The organism is Dyella caseinilytica, from assembly GCF_016865235.1.
Lineage (GTDB): Bacteria > Pseudomonadota > Gammaproteobacteria > Xanthomonadales > Rhodanobacteraceae > Dyella_B > Dyella_B caseinilytica.
Genome location: NZ_CP064030.1, coordinates 4374657 through 4389688 on the forward strand (window position 1 = coordinate 4374657; position 15032 = coordinate 4389688).

General features: G+C 57.6%; 12 protein-coding genes. 10 read left to right on the forward strand and 2 right to left on the reverse strand.

All coding sequences use genetic code 11. The annotated features are described in order from the left end of the window. The first annotated feature begins 159 nt into the window (after window positions 1–159). The 4 genes from ISN74_RS19310 to ISN74_RS19325 all read left to right on the forward strand — a co-directional run bounded on the left by ISN74_RS19310 (window position 160) and on the right by ISN74_RS19325 (window position 4183). Window positions 160–978, forward strand: coding sequence for a glycosyltransferase family 2 protein (locus ISN74_RS19310; protein ID WP_188795503.1), 819 nt, complete (start codon window positions 160–162; stop codon window positions 976–978). After that, window positions 978–2033: a CDP-glycerol glycerophosphotransferase family protein gene (locus tag ISN74_RS19315; protein ID WP_188795505.1), complete on the forward strand. Its 1056-nt coding sequence runs from the start codon at window positions 978–980 to the stop codon at window positions 2031–2033. Before ISN74_RS19310 ends, ISN74_RS19315 begins: the two co-directional genes overlap by 1 nt. 96 nt (window positions 2034–2129) lie before the next feature. Then, a complete protein-coding gene (locus ISN74_RS19320; RefSeq protein ID WP_188799387.1) occupies window positions 2130–3860 on the forward strand; it encodes an ArnT family glycosyltransferase in 1731 nt (576 codons plus the stop codon). Continuing rightward, a complete protein-coding gene (locus ISN74_RS19325; RefSeq protein WP_188795507.1) occupies window positions 3857–4183 on the forward strand; it encodes a tetratricopeptide repeat protein in 327 nt (108 codons plus the stop codon). The genes ISN74_RS19320 and ISN74_RS19325 overlap by 4 nt, the downstream gene beginning before the upstream one ends. A gap of 41 nt (window positions 4184–4224) precedes the next feature. Here the strand turns inward: ISN74_RS19325 and ISN74_RS19330 are convergent, their stop codons facing one another. Next, entirely contained in the window at window positions 4225–5109 is an 885-nt protein-coding gene (locus ISN74_RS19330; RefSeq protein WP_188795509.1) for an LpxL/LpxP family acyltransferase, read from the reverse strand. Between the two features lie 356 nt (window positions 5110–5465). Here ISN74_RS19330 and dtd point away from each other — a divergent pair, with 356 nt between their 5' ends. Then, a complete protein-coding gene (dtd, locus tag ISN74_RS19335; RefSeq protein ID WP_188795511.1) occupies window positions 5466–5906 on the forward strand; it encodes a D-aminoacyl-tRNA deacylase in 441 nt (146 codons plus the stop codon). Between the two features lie 165 nt (window positions 5907–6071). Next, window positions 6072–7931 carry an RNA polymerase sigma factor RpoD gene (gene rpoD, locus ISN74_RS19340; RefSeq protein ID WP_188795513.1) on the forward strand — a complete coding sequence of 620 codons (1860 nt, stop codon included), beginning with the start codon at window positions 6072–6074 and terminating at the stop codon, window positions 7929–7931. Between the two features lie 389 nt (window positions 7932–8320). Here rpoD and ISN74_RS19345 read toward each other — a convergent pair whose 3' ends face one another. After that, the gene (locus tag ISN74_RS19345) at window positions 8321–8692 is read right to left on the reverse strand and encodes a nuclear transport factor 2 family protein (RefSeq protein ID WP_188795515.1); all 372 of its coding nucleotides are present in this window, start codon (window positions 8690–8692) and stop codon (window positions 8321–8323) included. 650 nt (window positions 8693–9342) lie between these two features. Here ISN74_RS19345 and ISN74_RS19350 point away from each other — a divergent pair. The 4 genes from ISN74_RS19350 (at window position 9343) to ISN74_RS19365 (ending at window position 15006) form a co-directional block, all read left to right on the forward strand. Next, window positions 9343–10557 carry a tyrosine-type recombinase/integrase gene (locus ISN74_RS19350; RefSeq protein ID WP_188795517.1) on the forward strand — a complete coding sequence of 405 codons (1215 nt, stop codon included), beginning with the start codon at window positions 9343–9345 and terminating at the stop codon, window positions 10555–10557. Window positions 10558–10600: 43 nt separating this feature from the next. Then, window positions 10601–12793 (forward strand): GNAT family N-acetyltransferase, encoded by a 2193-nt coding sequence (locus ISN74_RS19355; protein WP_188795519.1) that lies wholly within the window; start codon window positions 10601–10603, stop codon window positions 12791–12793. Beyond that, window positions 12786–13220: an ASCH domain-containing protein gene (locus ISN74_RS19360; RefSeq protein ID WP_188795521.1), complete on the forward strand. Its 435-nt coding sequence runs from the start codon at window positions 12786–12788 to the stop codon at window positions 13218–13220. Before ISN74_RS19355 ends, ISN74_RS19360 begins: the two co-directional genes overlap by 8 nt. Before the next feature lie 793 nt (window positions 13221–14013). Further along, window positions 14014–15006 (forward strand): DUF932 domain-containing protein, encoded by a 993-nt coding sequence (locus ISN74_RS19365; RefSeq protein ID WP_188795523.1) that lies wholly within the window; start codon window positions 14014–14016, stop codon window positions 15004–15006. The last annotated feature ends 26 nt before the right edge of the window (window positions 15007–15032 follow it).

Here is a 15032-nt window from a genome sequence, read left to right on the forward strand (position 1 = left end):
AGCGTCCATCGAACCAGCCCGAATACCGCGCATGTTGCCTAAATATGACTGAAACGCAATGAACTGATCCGATGTGTATCCATTCTTGTGACCGCAGGCCTTGCTGCCCTTGGCCTGGCGGTGCATCGTCCTCAGCAGAGCTTCCGCTAGAATGCATGCATGGTGCCCCTTCTACCCTTCACGCTCGTTGTGATGACCCGCAATGAGGCGCAAAAAATTGCACGCTGCCTGGACAGCGTGCCTTTTGCCGCCGAAAAACTGGTCATCGACAGCGGCAGCACCGACGACACCATGGCTATCGCCCGCACACACGGTGCGCGCGTGGTGCAACAGGAATGGCTGGGTTTCGGTCCGCAGCGCAACTTTGCCGCCACGCAGTGCAGCCATCCGTGGATTCTTGCGCTGGATGCGGACGAGTACCTCACGCCCGCCCTGGCTGACGAACTGCAGCGAAGCCTTCCTGCACTGATGAAAAGCGGCACGGCGGCGGCCATCCTGCGCCGGCACCTCATCTATATGGGCAAGCCGATGCGCTGGTATCGGCCAGCCGTGGGCGAGAAGATGGCCCGCTTCTACCATCGCGACCGCGCGCGCTGGAACGACGTGCGCGTGCACGAGTCGCTGCAGCTCAACGGTCCATCGGTGACGTTCCATGCACCCTTTCTTCACGACAACAACCCCAGCCTGGTCGAGAAGCAGCTTAAGGTGCTTCTGTACTCGGAACTGAAGTGCCGCGACTGGCTCGACAAAGACAAGCCCGCGCGGATGTGGCAGACGCCGTTCGTGTTTGCCCTGGCCTTCATCAAGGATTACTTCCTGCGGCTGGGCTTTCTTGACGGCTGGCGCGGCTACGCCATTGCGCAGACGGCCGCCAACTACGCGGTTTACAAACGCATGCGTTACTACGAAATGCGCCAGAATCCGGCTTCCCGCGACACCGCCGCCGACGCCCTGACGCGCAGCGGACTGGATCATTGATGCCCAAGCCTGCTCAAAAGAAGCCCGCTCTTAAAAAGCATTACCTGCTTTACGGTTCCGAACGCTATGCGCTCGCCATCCTGCGCCCGGTGCAGGAAGCCATCCTTGCACGCGGCGATGAAGCTGCATGGTTCTTCGACGGCCCCGGCGCGGAAGATCTGGTCGAAGGCGAACGCTTGCTCAGCGTGTCCGAAGTACGCCGCTGGAATCCCGTGGCGGTGCTCACGCCCGGCAACCATCTGCCGCACTTCTTCCCCGGCGTGAAGGTGGAAGTGTTCCACGGCTTCAACGCCGGCAAGCCGCGCCACGTGTATATCCGCGGTTTCTTTGATCTGTACTGCACCACCGGTCCGCGCGACACCACCCAGTTCGGCGCGCTGGCGAACAAGCTCGGCCACTTCGCCGTGACCGAAACCGGCTGGCCCAAGCTCGACCCCTTCATGAAGGAAATCGCGGGCGAGGTGCCGCCGGTGCGCAAGCCACCGGTGATCCTTTACCACTCCACCTTTTCCCCTTCGTGGAGCGCGGCGGAAACCCTGTACGAGGAAGTGAAGCGCCTCTCGCGCGATGGCCGCTGGCGCTGGATCGTCACCTTCCATCCCAAGATGGATCCGGAGACGACCGCGAAGTACAAGGCGCTGCAGAACGAGTACCTCACCTTCGCCGAGAACGACAACATCCTCGACCTGTTCCCGCAGGTGGACATGATGTGTTCGGACACCTCCTCTGCACTCAGCGAATTCCTGCTCACCGGCAAGCCGGTGGTGACCTTCAAGAACCGCGCACCCGGTCCGCAGTTGATCGACATCGACGACGCCACCCAGTTCGAACCGGCGATCGAGCGCGCCCTGTCACGGCCACCCGAATTGATGCAGGCCATCAAAGCCTTCGGCGACGCCATCCACCCCTATCGCGACGGGCATTCCAGCGAGCGCGTGCTACAGGCGATTGATGCGTTTATCGCCGCGGGCGGACGCAATCGCAAATCCAAGCCCTTGAATTTCTGGCGCAAACTGAAGTTGCGCCGCCGCATCGGCTATTGGGGTCCGGCCTGACCGTCGGGCCGCTCACAGCCAGTTCACCCCCATAGCTCAGTAGAATCACGACCACCCGAGACGGATGGCCTTAGAAGACGGATGGCCTTAGAACCTGTGTCCATGAATAACTATCGCCGATCCGAAGACCTGCGCGCCCTGTGGCCGTGGCTGCCGCTGTGGACCCTGGTTGCCCTGATCGCGATCTTCTCGCATGGGCCGATGCCGCTGTATTCCACCCGCACGCTCGCCGTGGCCTGGGAGATGTGGAGCGAGCATCACTGGCTGGTGCCGCACATCAACGGCGAGCCTTACAGCGAGAAAGTGCCGCTGCTGTTCTGGCTGATCCATGCCGGCTGGTTCGTGTTTGGCGTCAGCGACGTATGGCCGCGCGTGCTGGAAGTGATCTTCGGCGGCGCGCAACTGGTGCTGGTGTCATTGCTGGCAAGCCGCCTGTTTCCGAGTCGTCCCTGGGTGGCGAAAGCGGCACCGTGGATGTTGATGGCGCTGTCGTATGCATTCCTGTTCGGCCTGCAGATCATGTACGAGGTACTGCTGGTCGACTGCGTGCTGGGCGCGCTGCTTTGCCTGACGCCCAAGGCGAACCGCGCCGAGCCACGCTGGCTGCTGTTCGGGCTATTGATCGGCGCCGGCCTGCTGACCAAAGGGCCGGTGATGTTGCTGCACATCGCGTTCCCCTGGCTGCTTGGCCCACTGTGGAATGACTGGGCGCGCGAACATCGCGGCCGCTGGTATACGCGCGGCGGTCTGGCCGTGCTGCTAGGCCTGGCGATGCTGCTGGCATGGGCCATTCCGGCAGGTTTCAGCGGCGGCGATGCTTATCGCCATCGCCTATTCTTCACGCAAACCGCCGGCCGCGTGGTGAAGGGTGTCCAGACCGACCAGAAATTGCAGAGTCATCCGCGCTGGTTCGGCTGGTATCTGATATCGCTGCCCATGCTGCTGTTCCCGTTCAGCGCATGGCCGCGTGTGTGGGTTGCGCTGGGCACGCTGCGCAAACCGCTGGATAACGGACTGCGCTTTGCGTTGTGCTGGCTGATTCCCTCGTTCGTGGTGTTCTCGGTGATCAGCGGCAAGCAGTGGTACTACTTGCTGCCGGAATTCGCAGGCTGGATGCTGCTGCTCGCGGGCGCCATCGCCGTATTGCGCGAACGCAACGACAAACTGGCCAACAACTATTGGCTGGGCAGCTGGCCGCTAGGCGTTGGCAGCATCCTGTTTGGCGGTTTTCTGTTTGCGCTGCCCTATCTGACCCAAGGTCATCAGTTGCACAGCGAATGGGTCGAGGGTGCTGCCCCCTACAGCCGCAGCTTCAGCGTGATGTTTCTGCTGCTCGGTGCGCTGCTGCTGGTGCGTGGACGCGGTGAGATGCGACGGGTCGCTTTGGCCGGCCTGGTCGGCGTACTCGCCCTCAACACCCTGTTCACGCTGACGCTTTGGCACAAGTACGACTTGAACCCCACATCCAGCCTTCTGTCCAGCGCGCAAACCGATGGCCATGCTGTCGCCATCGTGGGCAACTATGAAGGCCAGTTCCATTTCGCAGGACGCCTGACACAGCCTGTTACCGAACTGTGGAACGGTCAGGACATCCAGGATTTTGCCGCGTCACATCCGGACGGGCTGATCATCACCCATCCGGACAAACTCGAACCCACCGCGCTGCGCTACGCCGTGTTGGCACAGCCCTTCCGCTCATCATGGGTGGAAGTGTGGCCCGCTCGCACCTTGGCCGATCTGCACGCCGGCCGCACACCCACGGAACCGGCACAGCCGCCAACGGTGTTCCCCACCGCCATCACCACGCAATACGGCACGCAGCCATGAACGCGGCGCTAATCGCTGGCCTGCGAGCTCAATGCAACGGGCCGCGTGACGGCGCACTCCTGCGCTTCTCGCTGGGCAATGCCTTGCTGGAACAGGGTGATCACACGGCTGCTACCGAAGAATTTCGGCGCGCTGTGTCCTTCGATCCCAGCTACTCCGCAGCGTGGAAGCTGCTGGGCAAGGCGTGCGCTGCCGGCGGCGATACAACCAGCGCCGCGGATGCCTGGCGGCGAGGTATTGACGCCGCGCAAAAGCGCGGCGACAAACAGGCGGAAAAAGAGATGACGGTATTTCTGCGTCGACTGGAAAAAGAGCAGCCGTAGCTCGCACGGAACTGCTCCCCCATTCTGGCGGGGGAAGTATTTCAGCGATCGTACGGGCTCGGCCGGTTATCCGCCGAATACCGCTTGTAATGCCACTGGTACTGCGCGAACGCGATGTTCACGCAATCTTCCACGCCTCGATTGAGCGCAGCGCATGCACGCGGCAGATCGTTATCCGCCAAGCCCTCCGGTGCCGGCAGGAAGTGAATGCGATAACCCTCGCCACGTGGCAATCGCTCCGCGAAAGCAAACAACACCGTCGCGCCGGTGCGTGCAGCAAGCCGCGGCAGCAACACCATAGTCATCGCCTCTCGCCCGAAGAAAGGCGCGAATTCGCCTTCGCCCGCGCGCGGCTTCTGGTCCGGCAGAATGCCCACCGTGCCGCCCGACGCCAGCCGTTTGTACAAGGTACGCACACCTGCACCTTCAGCACGCACCTGTTCCGGCGCCAGCGCACCACGCACTTTGCGCAACAGCATCTCCACCGCGGCAATGCGCGGCGGCCGGTACAGAATGGCCATCGACGTCTTACGGCACAGCCAGTAATTGAGCAGTTCCCAGCAACCCAGATGCGGCGCGGCAATAATCACGCCCTTACCGGAAGCCAGTGCCGCGTCGAACAATGCCTCACCGCGCACGTCACGCACCAGGCCAAGGGCATGCTCCGCACCAGCGCCCCAGATCTTCACAATCTCTGTGATCGACTTGCCACCCTCGATCATCGCTTCGCGCACTACACCTGCGCGTGCCTTATCGTCGAGTTCGGGTCGGGTGATCGCGATATTCACCGCGGTATAGCGGGCCATCCTGCCGCCACGCTTCAACGCCATCCGCCCCAACCCCGCGCCGATCGCCTGCAACCAACGCAAGGGCAGCAGGCCGAACAAGCGCAGCAGCAAATAGACGAAGTAGATATCGGGGCGCATGGTTGGGCTGGCGGCGTCTTGGAGCGGACGCGTAAGGGTAAAGGGATGAGGGGTGAGTGGCGAGGGCGAGCTTTGCCCGCAATGTTGCCGTATTTCACTCGTCATCCCGGCGAAGGCCGGGACCCAGCGCCTTTGCCCGCCATAAAGTCACTAGGTCCCGGCCTTCGCCGGGACGACGGGCTGCACCACTCATTCCAGAATGAAGATTTCTTGAAACGAACAACCCGGCCTCAAGCCCCGAAACTTCCTGCCGCTTACAAGAAAGAACCCTCAGCCATCACCAGCCATCTCCTCTTTACGCCCCAGCCATTCCCCTGCACAGTTGCCGCACTTTTCCCCCCGCCAGCTCGCCATCCATGATCGCCCTGATCCAGCGCGTCCTCTCCGCACGTGTCGACGTCGAAAACGAAACCGTCGGTGCGATTGGCGCCGGCCTGCTGGCGCTGGTTGCCGTGCAACCGGAGGATGGCGAGGCTCAGACCAAACGCATGCTCGAACGCCTGCTTGGTTACCGCGTGTTCTCGGACGAGGCCGGCAAGATGAACCGTTCCCTCTCGGACACCGGCGGCGGCCTGCTGCTGGTCAGTCAGTTCACCCTGGCTGCCGACACCCGTTCCGGCATGCGCCCCAGCTTCACCACCGCCGCCTCGCCGGAAGAGGGGCGCCGCTGGTTCGAGCGATTGGTCGAATTAGCAAAAAAAACGCACCCAGCAGTGGAAATAGGACGGTTCGGCGCCCATATGCAGGTACATCTGGTCAACGATGGCCCGGTAACTTTCTGGCTCGATGTGCGTTGAAACCTTCACGTGCAAGCGAATGCCACATAAATCCCCGCATTTACGCTGAAATCCCCAATTTGGCGCGATTTTTGCGTGCGTGCGAATCCGAATTTTCCACTTGAAAACTGGTCAAAAAAGCAGCACATCGCTATACTGATTGGTTCCTATCCCGCGGCGGCCGGTATGAATAACAAAGCCCACGAGCAACAGTCGGAAATTAAAGCGCTCATCTCCAAGGGTTTGGAGCAGGGCTATCTGACTTACGCCGAGATCAACGATCACCTCCCCGACGACATCGTCGATCCGGAGCAGATCGAAGACATCATGGCGGTGCTCAAAGGCGTCGGCATTGACGTACACGATGCCGCGCCGGATGCCGACCCGCTAGCCGACACCGCCCCCGGCTCCGCCACCGACGACGAAACCGCCGCCGAAGAAGCCGTGGCGTTGCTGTCCGCCGTCGACGCCGAAGTGGGCCGCACCACCGACCCTGTACGCATGTACATGCGCGAAATGGGTACGGTCGAGCTGCTCACCCGCGAAGGCGAAATCGCCATCGCCAAGCGCATCGAAGAAGGCCTCACCCAGGTGCAGACCGCACTGGCCAGCTTCCCGCTGACCATCGAGCTGCTGCTGGAAGAGTACGACCAGCATCTGGACGGCAAGCGCCGCCTCAGCGAAATCCTGGCCGGCTTCGCCGACCTGGAACAAGCCGCCGATGCCGCCCTCGCCGAAGCCGAAGAGCTGGCCGCTGACAGCGACGAGGACGAGGACGAAGAAGACGACGTCGAAGGCGCCGCAGACGACGAAGAGGCAGGTCCCAGCGGTCCCGATCCGGAAGAAGTGAAGCGCCGCATGGAACTGCTGCGCGACTACTACGGCAAATTCCAGAAGGCCGCCCCCAAAGCGACCGACATCAACGACAAGAAAGTCACCAAGCTGCGCGACCAGATGGCTGAGGAATTCCTCAAGCTCAAGCTGCCGTCCGCACTGATCGACAGCTTCGTGCGCAAGCTGCGCGAAGTCGTAGGCGACATCCGTCATCACGAGCGCGTGCTGATGGAAATCTTCGTCAAGCACGTGAAGATGCCCAAGGCCGAATTCCTCAAAGCCTTCCCCAGCAACGAGGGCAACCTCGCCTGGGCCGAAGAGCTGGGCCGCAAGCGCCAGAAGTGGTCGCCGAACATCAAGACCCATCGCGAACACATCGACGCCGAGCAGGAAAAGCTCGCCTCGATCGAAAAGAAACTGTTCCTGCCGCTGACCGACATCAAGGAAATCAACCGCAGCATGTCGGTCGGTGAGGCGAAAGCACGCCGCGCCAAGAAAGAAATGGTGGAGGCCAACCTGCGTCTGGTGATCTCCATCGCCAAGAAGTACACCAACCGCGGCCTGCAATTCCTCGACCTGATCCAGGAAGGCAACATCGGCCTGATGAAGGCCGTGGACAAGTTCGAATACCGTCGCGGCTACAAGTTCTCCACGTACGCCACGTGGTGGATCCGTCAGGCCATCACGCGTTCGATCGCCGACCAGGCACGCACCATCCGTATTCCGGTGCACATGATCGAAACGATCAACAAGCTCAACCGCATCTCCCGTCAGATGCTGCAGCAGTTTGGTCGTGAGCCGACGCCGGAAGAACTGTCCAAAGAAATGGACATGCCGGAAGACAAGATCCGCAAGGTGCTGAAGATCGCCAAAGAACCGATCTCGATGGAAACCCCGATCGGCGACGACGAAGATTCGCATTTGGGCGATTTCATCGAAGACACCAACGCCAGCTCGCCGATCGATTCGGCGACGGAAACGGGCCTCGTGGAAACCGTGCGCGACGTCCTCGCCGGCCTCACGCCGCGCGAAGCGAAAGTGCTGCGCATGCGCTTCGGCATCGACATGAACACCGATCACACGCTGGAAGAAGTCGGCAAGCAGTTCGACGTCACCCGCGAGCGCATCCGCCAGATTGAAGCCAAGGCCCTGCGCAAACTGCGTCACCCGAGCCGCTCCGAACAACTGCGCAGCTTTCTCGATATCGACTAAGCAAAACGCACCACGCACCAACAAAAAGCCCCGCAAACGCGGGGCTTTTTTTATGCTTTCCTCCCCCTCCCCTCCGGAGCATACGGGGAGAGCACATGGACGTGCTCGGCTTTGAGGAACAAGGAGAGGGTCGGAGTGAGTGGCCAATCCAGCCAAGAAATTCATCCCTGATGCGCAGTGGATCTATCAAGCAGTGGATCTATCCATCTGCCAGGGCATTCCATTTCCCCACGTCCCCACGCCGTCATTCCCGCGAAAGCGGGAATCCACGTCGTGTTTAAGCGCAAGGTACATGGATTCCCGCTTTCGCGAAAATGACGGCTCATCAAAACATCCACCAGCTCAAATCGATCCTTTACCACGAGCGCATCGAGCCACAGCCCTACAGCTCAATGCACATCGTAGAAAAACTGCTCCTGCACAATCCGGTCATTCTTCACGTGATACACGCAGATCTCACGCATATCCGTCCGCCCACGCCCCTTCATCGTGGCATCGATGTGCATCGCAACACTGAACCAGCCATCCGCCACCACCGGATCGCTCACTTCGTTCTTGTGGATCTGCTCCACACTCTCCATAAACTGATGGCCCTTCTCGAGAATCGCCTTCAATCCCTTTACGTTTCCCAGCGGCCCATCCGCCATCTCCTGCGGCTCGAGGCTAATCGCATCCTTGGCATACAGCTCCTGCTGCGCCTCCTCATACTTGCCCTCGCGACACAGCGTCACCAACCGCTTCGCCACCATCTCGGTACTCATGGCTCCACCTCCGCGTAGAAAGGGGCACTTAATCTAAGCCCAGCTGCGTTAAAGAAACGGATCGCGTAGCAGCACCCGCCGACTTTTTTGCACCGCAGAACGACACCGCGTCCGCCGCCATGCTGGTATCATCCCAAGCGAGATAGGGCCTATAGCTCAACGGTTAGAGCAGGGGACTCATCGAAAGGTGCCGCCACGCAGTAATGCATGGACGGGATCGGGATGAATTCAGGGAAACCTTAACGACGCCTCGCGCGGATCGATGGCAACCCTGAGCCAAGCCGGCGGTACACCGCCGGAAGGTGCAGAGACTACCTGAGGGCTTCAGCGCCCTTCATAACAGGCTCGAGCGTCCCGCACCCCACCCGACACGTCGGAGGGTGAAGAGATAGTCCGCGCTGAAGGGAAACCTTCGGATAACGTGAATCCCTTGGTTCCAGGTTCGAATCCTGGTGGGCCCACCACATTTCTGTCCAGCAACATCCATCCAAGTCCAGATGACCCTCTAAACGTAGCAAAAAGTGGGGGGTTTTTTGCCCACCTGTCCGTAGTTGTCCACCAAGGCCCAGTTGCGTCCAGCGGAAAAGTGAGTAAGGTGGTGAGTAAAACCAGCCATCCAGCATTCCCTTACTCACAATTTCGTTACTCACATGCTCACAGACGCCAAACTGCGCGCACTGAAACCTCGTGACAAGGTGTATCGCATCGCTGATACCAACGGACTATGCATCGAAGTGCGCCCAACGGGAGCAAAGCTATGGCGTTATCGATATCGCCATGCAGGTAAAGCGAGCATGGCAGCCTTGGGTGAGTACCCCGGCATGCCACTCGCCAAAGCACGCGCAGAACGCGACAAGGCGCGATCCCTAGTGAAGAGAGGAACAAGTCCCGCGCATGTCGCCAAGGCTGAACGTGCGACCAAGTTGGACCAAGCAAATAACACCTTCGCGGCAGTAGCATTGGAATTTCTCGCCAAGCGCGAAAAGGAAGGCATGGGCGCAAACAGCGTGGAACGTGGCCGACGCTTGGTTGAAAAGGACCTCGCAAGCATCGGCAACTTGCCTATCGTTGAAGTATCAGCTCCAATTTTGCTCGCAGCTCTTCGCAAGATGGAACAGCGGGGAATCGTTGAATCAGCGCATCGTGCGCGCGGGCTAGCTGGCCAAATTTTCAGATATGCGATCGCTACCGGGCGTGCCGAACGCAATCCAGCAGCTGACTTAATTGGCGCGCTTGAGCGCCCAAAAACAAAGCATTTTGCCAGTATTGTTCTTCCATCAAAGATAGGAGAACTCTTGCGCGCGATACACAGCTATCAAGGCTCGCCTGCCACAGTCGCTGCACTCAAACTGGCGCCCCTGGTGTTCGTACGCCCAAATGAACTACGTCACGCAGAATGGTCTGAAATCGACCTAAATAAGGCCACATGGGACATCGCTGCAGTAAAGATGAAGATGAAGCAACCACATCTTGTTCCACTGTCCGACCAGGCTGTAGTGCTTCTGCGCGAGCTTCATCCATTGACTGGCAGCGGCAAATACGTGTTCCCCGGAACACGCAGCATGCGCCGTCCCATGAGCGAGAACACTATTAATGCCGCTTTGCGATATATGGGCTTTGACAGCAACACCATGACAGGCCACGGCTTTCGAGCAATGGCTCGGACAGTTCTAGATGAGGAGCTTGGCTTTCCCGTAGATCATATTGAGCACCAGCTGGCTCATGCCGTTAAGGATGCCAACGGACGTGCTTACAACCGCACTACCCATTTGCCAGCCCGTCGCAAGATGATGCAAGCATGGGCTGACTATTTGGACCTACTGAAAGCTCGCGATAACGTGTTGCCGATCAGGCGTAAGGCCTGACGAGTGCCAGGATCAGGTGGGGACAAAAATGGTACGAGGAACCATGGACCGAGAAAATGCACCCCTGTCGACCGAAACGCGATTCGACGTATTGGAGGGGTTTGACGTCACGGCGCCATGGCTTGACGATGTGTGCAAGGCTTCGGATGCACATCGGAACGAACTCGGGTTTCTGGCACAAAGCATTTTTGAGCAATTCGCCCATCGTGATGGACTCTACGTACTCTTAGCACAGACGCAAACCGGCCCACAGTACGCAGGTCATCTGTTATTTGATCGGCACTTTCCACGCGCACATGTACGCCAGATGTTTATCCTTGCACCTTTTCGGCGACTCGGTGCAGCGTCGCAGTTACTTGATTATCTCCGTCAGTCGTTGACCCAAAGTTGCTTTATCTCAATCTATGCAAGGGTGGCGGAGGATCTGATCAGCGCCAATGCTTTCTGGCATAAGCAACGCTTCTATGTCCAGCGGTCAGAAAAAGGCGGAGCCTCACGAAATCGTCAGATTCTTGTCCGCTGCCATGAATTGGATTCACCGCAGCTTTTCCCCACCAGCGGACTGAATGACCACAACCCATTGGGCTTAGTGGAACCGACTGCTAGTGAGCTGCCGATGTATTTGCTGGACATGAATGTACTATTTGATGTGCAACCTCGCCGTCTACGACGCGCAGAAGTTATAGGCTTATTCCAAGCCGAGCGAATGAATTTTTGCCGCTTGGCCATCAGCAGCGAAGTTCGCGATGAGTTGCAACGCAACTTACAGGCGAGACATACGGATCCGATGGAGGCCTACATCGAGACTTTTCCGTGCCTTCCCATAGATCAGATTAACGAAGCGGATGGCATTTTTCCAAAACTTACTGCGCTCGTTTTTCCTCAAACAGTCGGCCAACGCTCACTGACCTCAAACGAGCGATCCGACATCCGCCATGTTATCACTGCAATTCAGCACGATTTGGCGGGCATCATCACTAACGACACAGCCATGCTGGCCGCGGCGCCTGCAATTGAGCAAACCTACGGGATTCAAGTGCTGTCTTCTGGTGCTTTTGAGCTCGAAGAATCCGAGACGCGTAGCGATGAAGCTTTTGAAACCGCCGAGAAAGACACACTGCGCTTGCTTTCGGTTTCCACCGATGCAGAGCCCGCTGTACGAGCTTTGCTAAGCCAAAAAATACGTTTATCTGGCTCTACGATCGCCACCAATTGGCTACCGATCGAAACTCAAGGCAGCCGCATAGCCTTTCGGTGCGCAGTTTGGAGTGGATCCAACTGCGTCGGATATGTTACTTGGCCAGCAATCGTCACTACTGATAGCATGACTATCGCTCGTGCCGCCGTGGACGAATCGCATCCGCAAGCTATCGATGCTGCACGCATCTTGCTACTGCATTTAGTCGATCGACTTAGCAGAAGCGGGCCCTGCCAAGTGAAACTTGAGTTACCCCCACAACAATCGCATTTGCGTGAAGTAGGTTCCATGCTCGGCTTTGTGGGGTCACCGCAGGGCCATTACTTCGTCAAGTCGGCCCTTGGCCAAGTTCTGACGCAAACGACATGGAGCGCTGGCCGGGCGGCCCTAGCCGCGAAGGGTGGTCCGCGACTGCCTGCTCAAGCGCCGACGTTTAGCGGGCCTGACCAGCAGTTGGTTGCACACACCCCTGATGGAAATCGCGTCCACGTTTCACTAGACCGCCTCGAATCATTGCTAGCACCAACGTTATTTTTTCTGCCCGGGCGACCCGCAATAATTACCCCTGTCCGTCGGGTCTACGCGGAACCACTGCTCGGACACTCGCGCCAAGGCTCACTACTTCCACAGACATCGGTATCGCTTTATGCCGATCGTATCTATTTAAGCCAGCCGAGTACTCTTAAGCACTTTAAGCGCGGAACACTCATGCTCTTCTACGAGTCCGGCAAGGATGGCGGCCGGAGCCAAATTGTCGCTGTAGCTCGCGTGCGCGAAGCCTATCTCAGAGCGTGCGACGCGTTCGCTGTATCTGATCTTCAACAGTCTGTGCTAACAACGACAAATCTTACTGACATTGGCAAATCAGCAATGAAAACCGTCACGATCTTTGACAATATTTTCCCTCTTCCTAACCCAGTCGATATCAAAGTCCTCAAACGCCTGGGCTGCGGTCGCCCTAATGATTTGATTACCACCCATGCAATATCTGACGAACAACTTCAAGCGATTCTGCAAGAGGGATTCGGCCGTGGCTAATAACGAACACATCCTGATCTCTCTTGAACCACGTCACGCGGACAACATTTTCGCCGGACACAAACGAGTCGAATTGAGGCGGCGCCCCATGAATGTCTCTCCGGGAGACACGCTTTGGATCTATGTCAAGCTGCCGATCGGATCAATTGTTGGTCACGCAAAAATTGGCAAGGTCCACACATCTTCTCCTACCGCATTGTGGCGGCGCTACGGCCCCGTGTCTGGATTGTCGAAGCTTGAATTCTTCGAGTATTTTAGAGAGGCGGAGCAAGGAATTGCGTTGGTTCTTGAGCAATCTACACGTCTACGCATTTCCCTATCACTTGAGGCATTGAGAAAGGTAGATGGGGGGTTCCAGCCACCGCAGTTCTTCGCTCGCTTGACATCTGAGCATCCATTGCATGAAGCCGTTACTGCTTCGAACTAGCCATTAACAAGAGCGAGCATCTAAACAATGCCCGGGGAAAGCGAGACAGCTCGGTGGGATTTCATTAATGCGCTTGACGAGGAATACCTCACGGGAGGAGTAATACTCTCCGAATGGTGTGTTTTCATCGTTCGCTCAGCCGACGAAGCGTTCGTATCGGGAGCGTTCTTGGCGTCGATATTGACAGCAGTTGCTGGCATAGAGACCTATCTGCGCTCTGAAAGTAGCCAGATGTCCCGACAGACGCTCGCCAAACTAATCGACGAAAGTGAGCTACGTCAGAAGCACATCTCCGAATTGCACATTTTGCGTCAATATCGGAATCGATGGGCACACGTTAACGATACAGGCCACGATACATCGTTGATAGCCGATCCCGGGAAGCATGAAAAGGAATTGGAAACGATGGCTGCCTTTTCTGCGCGGCTATTGCGCAAGACGATCTACGCCAATCGGTGCGTATAGGGCGTTTTTCAATAATTTCGTGTGCAAAAATATTTAAATACATATCACGACAATGAGAGCTAACAGTAGCTCTTGCGCTCATGCTGACGCTATCAGTCTCATCCGAAACCGGAGCTTTCGTGACTTCTTCCAACTCTCCACTAGAACACTTGGCCGCTTTTCTCATCACCCTACTGATCGGCCTTCTCGCTGGGTTTTGCAAAAGCATGGGTACTGACATGGCCTAGCCATCCATCTCTTTTAGCGAATAAATTTCTCCAAGCACACATGCATAAAGCCCGGCATCCGCCGGGCTTTATGCGTTTCTACTCCCTAAAAGGATTTCGTCATGCATCTCGTTCAATCCATGGCTTACGTCAATGCAAAGCCTTGGCACGGACTCGGTCATCGCCTTGCTCCAAATCAACCGCTAGATATCTGGGCCAAGCAAGCCGGCATGGATTGGTCAATTGAAACTGCCGATGTACAGTTCGTTGACGGTCAACCCTCTGCCGGATCACGCCACGTCTTTCCAGGGCAGAAGGTGCTCTATCGCTCTGACACCAAGACGCCGCTGTCCGTTGTATCCAGTCGCTACAAAGTCGTGCAGCCCGCAGAGATCCTGGAGTTCTATCGAGATCTTACAGACGTCGGAGGTTACGAGCTGGAGACAGCGGGAGTCCTAAAAGATGGTAAAAAGCTTTGGGCACTCGCTCGCACAAACCAAACGATGACCCTGAAAGGAAACGACACGGTCAATGGCTATCTGCTTTTGGCAACTGCATGTGATGGCACCCTAGCTACTACAGCTCAGTTCACATCCATTCGAGTGGTTTGCAACAACACGCTTTCCATAGCCCTTGGGGAGGGTTTAGGAGCCATAAAGGTGTCGCACCGAAGTGATTTCGACGCGCAAGCCGTGAAGCAACAAATGGGGATTGCCACTGCGCCGTGGCAAGATTTCTCCGATTACGTTAAGGAGCTGGCCAACTGCCGAATCGCTGAGAAGACCGTTAACTCGTTCCTGGCCAAAGTCTTTGTGCTTCCCGAGAAGATTTTGTCCTATCTTGCTACGGATCCCTCTCTAGGCAACGCCGCTGCACCGACGACCAATGAGCGGGCTATTAATAGAACGAAAGAGCTGTATCTGGGTCAGGGTGTGGGAAGCGATCTACCGACATCTAAAGGTACAGCATGGGGCCTTCTCAATAGTGTCACAGAGTACGTTGATCATCATCGACGCTCACGTAGTAACGATCATCGGCAAGATGCCGCCTGGTTCGGTCACGGAGCTATGCTAAAGCAACGCGCGTGGGACGAAGCCTTGAAGCTCGTGATGTGATGGAAAAGGGGCTGCCGTAACAAAGC

Bases quoted from the DNA above. Each gene is read 5' to 3' on its own strand.
- ISN74_RS19345 (WP_188795515.1), bottom strand. From the start codon at position 8,692: ATGAGTACCGAGATGGTGGCGAAGCGGTTGGTGACGCTGTGTCGCGAG.
- ISN74_RS19310 (WP_188795503.1), top strand. From the start codon at position 160: ATGGTGCCCCTTCTACCCTTCACGCTCGTTGTGATGACCCGCAATGAG.
- rpoD (WP_188795513.1), top strand. From the start codon at position 6,072: ATGAATAACAAAGCCCACGAGCAACAGTCGGAAATTAAAGCGCTCATC.
- ISN74_RS19355 (WP_188795519.1), top strand. From the start codon at position 10,601: ATGGACCGAGAAAATGCACCCCTGTCGACCGAAACGCGATTCGACGTA.
- ISN74_RS19315 (WP_188795505.1), top strand. From the start codon at position 978: ATGCCCAAGCCTGCTCAAAAGAAGCCCGCTCTTAAAAAGCATTACCTG.
- ISN74_RS19365 (WP_188795523.1), top strand. From the start codon at position 14,014: ATGCATCTCGTTCAATCCATGGCTTACGTCAATGCAAAGCCTTGGCAC.
- dtd (WP_188795511.1), top strand. From the start codon at position 5,466: ATGATCGCCCTGATCCAGCGCGTCCTCTCCGCACGTGTCGACGTCGAA.
- ISN74_RS19325 (WP_188795507.1), top strand. From the start codon at position 3,857: ATGAACGCGGCGCTAATCGCTGGCCTGCGAGCTCAATGCAACGGGCCG.
- ISN74_RS19350 (WP_188795517.1), top strand. From the start codon at position 9,343: ATGCTCACAGACGCCAAACTGCGCGCACTGAAACCTCGTGACAAGGTG.
- ISN74_RS19330 (WP_188795509.1), bottom strand. From the start codon at position 5,109: ATGCGCCCCGATATCTACTTCGTCTATTTGCTGCTGCGCTTGTTCGGC.